At 55.8% G+C, this 8,704-nt stretch carries 4 protein-coding genes and 2 pseudogenes; 3 read left to right on the top strand and 3 right to left on the bottom strand.

The window, feature by feature from the left end:
* Positions 1–350: 350 nt before the first annotated feature.
* Positions 351–1,109, top strand: a complete 759-nt coding sequence (locus U5A67_RS39690) for a glucose 1-dehydrogenase (protein WP_321818694.1) — start codon at positions 351–353, stop codon at positions 1,107–1,109.
* 551 nt (positions 1,110–1,660) lie between these two features.
* Complete coding sequence (locus U5A67_RS39685) at positions 1,661–3,340, top strand: FAD-dependent oxidoreductase (RefSeq protein ID WP_321818693.1); 1,680 nt, start codon at positions 1,661–1,663, stop codon at positions 3,338–3,340.
* A gap of 540 nt (positions 3,341–3,880) precedes the next feature.
* Here U5A67_RS39685 and U5A67_RS40840 read toward each other — a convergent pair.
* Both U5A67_RS40840 and U5A67_RS39670 read right to left on the bottom strand, forming a co-directional pair.
* Positions 3,881–4,674 (bottom strand): annotated as a pseudogene (locus U5A67_RS40840) (transposase).
* A 68-nt stretch (positions 4,675–4,742) separates the two neighbouring features.
* Positions 4,743–5,631: pseudogene (locus U5A67_RS39670) on the bottom strand (IS5 family transposase); the annotation flags it as partial.
* Positions 5,632–6,133: 502 nt separating this feature from the next.
* Here U5A67_RS39670 and U5A67_RS39665 point away from each other — a divergent pair.
* Complete coding sequence (locus U5A67_RS39665) at positions 6,134–6,760, top strand: glutathione S-transferase (RefSeq protein WP_321818692.1); 627 nt, start codon at positions 6,134–6,136, stop codon at positions 6,758–6,760.
* A gap of 784 nt (positions 6,761–7,544) precedes the next feature.
* Here U5A67_RS39665 and U5A67_RS39660 read toward each other — a convergent pair.
* Positions 7,545–8,699 (bottom strand): acyl-CoA dehydrogenase, encoded by a 1,155-nt coding sequence (locus U5A67_RS39660; RefSeq protein WP_321818691.1) that lies wholly within the window; start codon positions 8,697–8,699, stop codon positions 7,545–7,547.
* Between the last annotated feature and the right edge of the window lie 5 nt (positions 8,700–8,704).

Here is an 8,704-nt window from a genome sequence, read left to right as displayed (position 1 = left end):
GGTATCTCGAGATAAGGCGGCCTGGTATGCTGGATGAGTGAATTCCTTCACGTAGACTGCTTTGGGTATTCGATTCATGTATACCTCCGTTTCGCCATTTTGCGAAACGAATTCATCCACTTTCTAGCCTCTCTCACACAATACGCGTCTATCGCCTCGGAGCCTGTGACTCCGGAATAAATGCGCAAAAAACCATAATCGCAGCAAGATTCGCTAAGTTCGGAAAGTAGGGATCCTCCAAATTATGGCAATGCTGATCAGACGATGCCTCTTACGTCAGCGTCACCGAGTTTTTCGTTGACGGTAAAAACTACGCCGGGTTGATAAACAGATGGCAGGAGGGAAGAGCAATGCTTGAGAATAAAATCATTATTGTTACGGGTGGGGGGTCGGGTATTGGTCGCGCCACATCTAGGATACTCGCAAGGAACGGTGCCAAGGTTGTCGTGGCGGATTTCAATCAGGCCGGCGCGGCTGAGACCGCTGCCGCCATTGAAGCCGAAGGCGGCGTCGCCAAATCGCTGAAAGTTGACGTTGCCGACGAAGCAAGCGTTGTGGAGATGGTCAACTTTACAGTCGGGAGCTTCGGCAGGCTCGACGGTGCTTTCAACAACGCAGGACTGCAGATGCAGAATAAATTGCTCGAGGACTTGACTGAGGCGGAGTGGCATCGGGTCGTCAATGTCAATCTTACCGGCGTCTTCCTGTGTATGAAGCACGAGATTCTGGCGATGCGGAAGACGGGGGGCGGTGCCATCGTCAACACGTCTTCTGCCAACGGCATCGTCGCAAACCCTTACTCCTCCGAATATGTCGCCTCAAAGCACGGTGTTCTAGGCGCAACACGCGCGGCAGCCTGTGAGGCGGCGATCACCGGGGTTCGTGTGAATGCTGTTTTACCCGGCATGATTAATACTCCTATGATTGCAGATTTAATTAATAGTCCAGATTTTAAGGTTCACTACGACGCGGCGTTGGCTCGCCATACGATCGGCCGGTTTGGTGAGCCCGAGGATGTCGGTTACGCAGTCAAATTTCTGCTTTCCAACGAGTCTTCTTTCGTCAACGGGGCTGGATTCACGGTCGATGGCGGTTACACTGCAAGATAATCATGTCTAGCGTTGTGCGGACCGGGGGGGCTAAAGGCGGACGCGGACCATCGACGTTCCGCCGCCAGCGAAGAGACCAAACGAGCCATCAACGAACATATTAAGATCTTCGCGCAATACGTGCCGGCCCGTCTTAATTAACTGTCACCTGTCGCATTCACGCAGCAATACTATGTAAATCAGGTCGCTGCCTTACCCCTTAGCGCTCGCCAATTTCAACTGATCTCAGAATCACAACCGCTGGGTACTACAGACATTGAACACCCGCTGGGATTTCAAATTCAATTCTGGACCCATTGTGTAGACCGTTGATTCGCACTCAGCCAGCATACCAGGTCGCCTTACTGCGACAGTCTCCAGTGTGCGATTTCTTGGGCAAACACAAATTCCCACAATCGTCGATCTGCAATACAACAACCTTCGCAAAGTGCCGCAAGGTTGCGCTGGCGACACCGACAAAGGGAAGGTTTGTATCGCTGAATTTGACATCGGGAGGCGCCCCGCATTGAGACCTAGAATAGTCGTAAACTCGATTCCAATCGGAGAACCTAATGAGCACGCAATCTACCGTCGAGAGTACCTACGATGTCGTTGTAATAGGCTCAGGAGTTGCCGGCCTGACCACAGCTGTGGTCGCCGCAAACCATGGGTTGAAGGTGCTGGTGGTCGAGAAATCTGACCTTTTCGGTGGTACGACCGCTTTCTCAAGCGGCGGGGCATGGATCCCGAATAATCCCTACATGGAGAGCGTCGACCAACACGATACCCCGGAAGATGCGTACACCTATCTGCGCGCCACGCTGGGCGACAGCTACGATCCCGCGCTCGTTAAGGCGTTTGTCGAAACGGGTCCCGAGATGCTGCGATATATGGATACTAAAACGCATGTCCGCTTCTATCCGGTGCTGCTACCCGATTACCACCCGTGCGAACCGGGAGCGAAGGTGGCCCGGACCATCATCGCCGAAGCCTTTGATGGTCGTAGGTTGGGCAGATCCATCCGGCACGTTCGCAATCCGCTCCCCGGCTTTGTCGCATTCGGCTCATTTCAGACCGATATGCAGCATGCCCCGAAGCTGACCTCTGCGTTCCGCACGTGGAAAGGTTTCCGCTTCAGCACAAAGCGCATGGCAGGTTTCGTTCGCGACCTGGCTCTCTATGGAAAGGGCACGCACATGGCCCATGGCAATGCGCTGGTGGGCCGCCTTATGAAATCTGCCATCGATGCCGGTGTCACACTGCGACGCGCAACCCCGGCAGTCAGGCTTGTCAAGGATGCCGAAAAAGTAATCGGGCTGGTGATCAAAGTCGACCGCGCAGAAGTGATGGTAACTGTACGCAAAGGCGTGGTTCTTGCGAGCGGCGGATTTGGAGCTAATTCAAAGATGCTGGAAAAGTATATTCCCTTGCCAGACGTTCATCTCTCCGCGCAACCCATCGAGAACGTTGGCGACGGTATCCGGTTGGGCCAAGAAGCCGGCGGCGCTTTCGCGCACCCAAACGTCTCCAATGGCATCTGGGCTCCCTGCTCTGCACATCGGGCACCCGATGGCTCGATCAAGTCAGTGTTTCCTCACTTTGGCCCAGACAGAGGAAAGCCTGGCACCATTATCGTCGACATCCAAGGGCGCCGCTTCGCGAATGAAGCATCACCATATCAGGAGTTCGTGAGCCACATGAACGCCAACGGTATCCGCAAGGCCTGGTTCATTGGCCACAAGACGGCGCTACGGAAATACGGGATGGGTGTCGCGATGCCTTCCCCACTCCCCTATCGCCATCTGATCCGTGACGGTTACCTCTTCGAAGCGCCGACGATCACAGAGCTCGCACAAAAGATCGACGTTCCCATCGACAATCTAGAGCAGACTGTCGCATGCTTCAACGAATTTGCGCTCCAAGGTAGGGATCCAAACTTTCTGCGCGGTGCGAACTCTTACGATAATGCACAAGGTGATTTGGCTCACAGCCCAAACCCCAACCTGGGACCGCTCTGCGACGCGCCCTTCTATGCGATCGAAATTCACCCTGGCGACTGCAGTACTACGCTCGGCATGAAAACGACCCCCGACGGCGAGGTGCTAAGCACTGAAGGAGCACCTATCCCAGGGCTATTTGCGGTCGGATTGGACATGAATTCACTTATGTATGGCCGGTATCCAGGCGGCGGTTCCAGCATCGGTCCCGCGCTCGTCTTCGGCTACCGGGCAGGCAAGAAATTGGCCGCCTAGACTCACGCGCGAGCGGCTGGCGCCGCATCTCGAACTCTCAGAATGGCCCTCGTGGGTACTCCGGTACAAATATGGTCGGCGAATTGGTTAGAGTTGTCTGAACAAGTAAACTGCGGCACCCAATGAGCAAGCTTAAGAGCCTGGAGAAGTGGTTCGGCGGATGCTTTTTTGGGAGACCACCATTCTGTGTGCGCGCTGGTACCTGCGCAACAAGCACAGCCGGAGCGATTTGAGCGAGTTGCTTACCGTCGGAATCGCACCGCGACGGGGGAACTATGTGGGCGCCTCGGTCATGAACGCGCGCGCTTACTCGAACGTTACGCCGCACTACCATGTATTTGGACTGTATGGGAAGGACTCTCTTCGAGAGTCGGCCCTCCGATCTGCTCTAGCTCGCCCCGACCGATAGCGCTTGGGCGCGGACTTGGAACGTCGATGCCAAGCGCGTGCAAAACGGCGCTCGCAGTTCGCTGGCTAGTTGGATACCGTCAGAGGCCTCGTGCGACCAACGGTATCCATTCAACAACAATCCTATGCCACTCAAAATACGAGGACCGGCTTGATTACGGCACCGCTTTCTGCCGCATGCATCGCTTCATTGATCTCGGAAAACTCGAATTTTGTCACCAGCTTGTCGAACGGGAAGACGCCCTTCTTGTACATTTCAATCATCTCAGGAATGAACGTCTTCGGGTTCGAATCACCTTCACTGATCGGTCGCAACGAGACCTGCTTCATCAACAACTCGAGCGGCGTGAACGGGAACTGGCTTTGAGGCGCGGGAACTCCGACCATCCCAACAGCACCACCGCTAACGACACAGCCTACGGCCTGTCCGATCACTGCCGGAATACCAGTCGTGTCCAAGCCGAATCTCACAGCGCCACCGCTTTCCTTCTGAATCGTCTCAACGATGTTCGAACCATCGCGCGGGTCCAGAACATAGTGGTCCGGCTTCACGTCGTAATGTAGCACGCTGCGAGAAAGCCCGACAAGCCGGCAGGCGCGGCGCTCGGAGAGGTTGACCTTCTCCCGAATCGCCGACACTGCCTCGCGTTTGGCTTGCGGGCTCAGGGCTTTCCCTTGACGACGACCTTCAACGCTTCCATATCGAGCATTGCTTCGGCCGGCAGCTTCTTCAGCCGGGCATTCTCCACCTCGAGGTCCTTGAGCCGGCGGGCTTGCGAGACCTCCGTGCCGCCGAACTTCGCGCGTCAGTTGTAGAACGACGCGTCACTGAACCCGTGCTTCTTGCACAGTTCCTTGACCGGCATAACGGCCTCGGCTTCCTTCAGAGATCGGATGATTTGCTGTTCCGTAAAGCGCCTCTTCATGTTCGTCTTCTTCTCCGAAAACGAACTTTACTAGACTCCGGCTGGCCCTGTTTGCAGGGGGCAGGTCAAATCGCCGAGCCACCCGCGCGCCCGTCGTTTTGCGCTACGTGCGGCGTTACATGATTGGCGCGGCAACTCGCCACGAAGCCCGCCGTGTCGTAGTTTTTGTCGGCCCCCACAGTAATGGGGGCGCTGGCAACCTGTGCAGCGTCCTCGAGCATTTGAGCCGCAGCGTCGCGTTCTGCCGTACCGCTGGCCTGCGTCACCTGCGCGTTCACCACCAGGCCATGCCGGTTATCCGTGAGCGGGTGTCCGATGTAGCAAAGCAGCACACCGGTGCGCCGGCTCTTGCGAAACAGCTTCGCCTGACTGTCCGTGCTCGATTCGTGCGTCTCGTTGCTACGCTTCTCGCCGTGCCAGTTCTCGCGCTCGCGCATACCACCATCGGGCGGCGTATCGTCATCCGACTTGTTCTTGCGCACGAAGCTCTTGTGTCCAGCCCACGCCTGAATCAGCGTGCCGTCCACGCTGAAATGCTCGCCCGACGGATAACCGCGCGCATGCGCCGCCTCAATCGTCTCGTTGAACAGCGCCACGATGACGTCGTGCTCGAGCAACCGGTCTCTGTTCTTGCTGAAGGTCGAGTGGTCCCACATCGAAAGGCCGACAAACCACCGAAACAGCATGTTGTAGGAGATTTGCTCCATCAGCATGCGTTCGCTTCGAATCGAATACAGCACCTGCAACAGTAACGCGCGAATCAGCTTCTCTGGGGCGATGCTCGGGCGGCCACCCTTCGCGTCACTCTCGTACATGCGTGTGAACAACGGGTCCATACGCTTGAGCGCGTCGTTCAGCCAGATACGAATCGGGCGCAGGGGGGTGGTTAGCAGTCGCGAAGTCATCCAGCTTCGCCATTGTGAACATCGCCTCGGTGTAGCCGTCCGCTCCGCGCATCGTTTCGGTCTCGGCATTGTCCGTTCCCTTGCTTGAACGTTTGCCGCCCCCGCGCCGATGACGGCGGCGGTAGCTATTTCGACAGCCTGCTAGGCCGACATTTCAGTTACTAGGTCATTTGCGGCGAAATGCGATCTCAACGGCAATATCACGTGCACGCGAGTATGATTAGCCGAAGTCTCTGGTGCTGTGAAAGCCAGCCAGATGTTTGGATCGCTTGGACTTAAGCTTCACTTCATAAGCGGCACGTCGACACCGCCTCTGAAAAGGACTAACGAGCGAGGCTAATTCGCCGGGTAAATGATGCTCGCGATGAGCGCCGCTTGCTGATCCACCTGAACATGAAGAAGCGAGCCCTTCGTTCGGTCGCCGAGAAAGTACCGACGATGCTTTTGTCGGGGGCTGCTGACGAGGCTGCGATTGCCGATTTGCGCGTTCAGTTTGGCGGGTTGGTTGCAGTATTCCAGAGGCGCTCACTTAAATTTCATAAAGGGACAAGATTATGTTGACGGTGCACCATCTAGGTAGTTCTCAATCGGAACGGATTGTATGGCTATGCGAGGAACTTGACATTCCATATGAACTAGTGCGCTACGATCGCGATCCAGTGACACGCCTCGCACCGGCGGCTTACAAGGCGCTGCATCTTTCGGGTACTGCGCCGATCATCACGGATGGCGGGCTGACACTCGCCGAATCCGGCGCCGTCATCGACTATATAGTTGCGAAGCACGGTGACGGTCGGCTTAAATTACATGCTGATCATCCTGATTTCGCACGCTTTCTCTATTGGTATCACTTTGCCAATGGCTCGCTGATGCCGAGTTTGATGGTGTTGATGGATGGGGGTGGGGGCGCTATAGCCGGAATCATGAGGGATCGTGCCGTTCGCTACCTTGATGCGCTTGAGGCCTATTTCGCCGACGGTCATCTATGGCTAGCTGGTACCGACTTTACCATCGCCGACATCATGATAATGTTTCCACTTACAGGGATGCGCGCATTCATTCCAGTCGATCTGTCGTCCTATTCGAACCTCAGCGCCTATCTGCGGCGTGTGGTAAACCGTCCGGCGTTCAGGAGTGCAATGGCCAAAGCCGAACCAAATCTTGAAATTCGTGCCGACTGAACCGTTTACGGAAATAAATTCCAACGTCTTCAGAGGTATCGCAGTATGGATTGAATGTCCTCTGGAATATCTTCACGATTACCATGGAACCCGCTATTCGACTGAAAGTCCTCTAATCAATTGCGCCGATTTTGGTAGTGTGGATCCCGCGAAGCGGGAAACTAAGACTTACGGTCACGTACGAGTATTCCCTGCAATCTGAGACATCGAATATTCCCCTCCAACGGTGAATACCTATAGCGGACTACTCAACGGATGCGAGGGTATCACGTATGCCGACGTTCAGCGCGATACTGCGTCTACGGCGGGCCGTCGCGCGCCTTCCTTTTGTGCTTGGAATTCGTTTCGGTACCAGCTTAGTCCATCGCACGGATTACCGAGTCGAGCGCTGGAGCTGCGCCTATAACTAAGGACACGCGGACACTCTTGGATTAGTGACGCCGCAGCGAGTCTAAATTCGCGAGGCGAGCGGTATATCAGGGCTTTGTGCAGGTGGCGCTCATACCATTGCTCGAGCACAATGGCCAGATTGTGTGCAGCGGTTGCTATCGTAAAGTTCGCTGATCGCACATGCACCTTTCACGGCGTCCGCAGGGGGATTGTGGTGCGGCCAGCCGGTATCGTCTTCGTCTAGCCGTCGCCGCCTGCGCAGTCCCTTTCGACGCAGAGATCGCACGAACCAAGCAGAAGGATCACCGCGCATTTCACGATGCTGGCCGTCCGGCCAGCATCGTGAATACGCGCTTAACAACTTTGACCGAAGTCTCGTCGCATCAAGCAACCTTTAGTTCAGCTCTTTGCTGGAATACCCCAGCAGCCATCTGGCCACAATCAGCCGGTTGATCTCGCCCGCCCCTTCAAAAATGTCGAATATTCGGGCGTCGCGGAACCATTTCTCCGCGAGGTTTGCCTCGGTCATTGCCAGTGGCCCAAGCAACTCCATGGATTCCTGAGTAATGCGTCGAGTGGCGCTCCCCCCCAAGGCCTTAGCCATTGATGCCTCTACCATCGTTCCTTCGTGGGTAACTCCGTAGCGTTGCTCCTGCCATTTGGCGTGCAGAATCGTCAACTCCGTGGCGTCATGGAGTGCTTCGAGCGCAATCAGTCGATCCTGGACCGCGGACCTCGAGTTGCGCCCTTGCTCGTAGTTGATCGTCTGCCCAGACTCAAGGAGATTTTCCCGCACTGCGGCGAGGATATTGCGTGCAGTCTTGAGGCCGAAGGCCGTGATCATTGCACGCGACCCGTTAAAGACCATAAGCATGCGCTTGAAGTCAGCATCGAGCTTGTTCCGCGAAGGCACGCGGCAGTCCTGAAGCACAAAATCCGCCGTATCCCATGCGCGCATGCCCATCTTGTCAACCTGACCAAGGAGTTGCAGACCGGGGGTTTCCTTCTCCACAACAAACGAGCAGAACGGGCGATTTCCGCGCTCGTCGGTCGGTCCCTTGACCATCACAACTGCGCCGGCCGCCTCTCCGAAACCCGAACAATAAATCTTCTCGCCATTTAAGATCCATTCATCTGTGGCCTCGTCGTATCGTGCGTTTCCGACCATTGCTCGAGGATCGGACCCCGCGCCAGGCTCCGAAATGGCAATTGAGAGCAGTTTGTCGCCAAAACGTTCGATTTGATCAGGCGTCCCTACGTACTTGATAATCTTTGTCCCGAGAAATCGATTCGCGTCGCGCCTCATGCGCACGTCGGGATATTCCAGATGAAGCAACGCTTGCGTAACGATCGGTCCACTTGTCCCTGTCGAATCCGCCTCGAGCTCTAGATAAGGATCGGATCGCCCTGCGGCTTCAGGAAGTTCGACTGGCTCAAGCTCATCGTGATGCTGATCGTAGTAGCGCGCATACTTGCGAGCAATTTCTGCGTCTTCACGAGCAATGCTCACTAAATGCTCGTCTCTAGGCGTGAGGGTAAAATCAATCACGTTTA

The organism is Paraburkholderia sp. J69-1 (genome assembly GCF_905220255.1).
GTDB lineage: Bacteria > Pseudomonadota > Gammaproteobacteria > Burkholderiales > Burkholderiaceae > Paraburkholderia.
The sequence above is the reverse complement of the archived record's forward strand: the minus strand, read 5'-3'. Positions and strand labels throughout refer to the sequence as shown.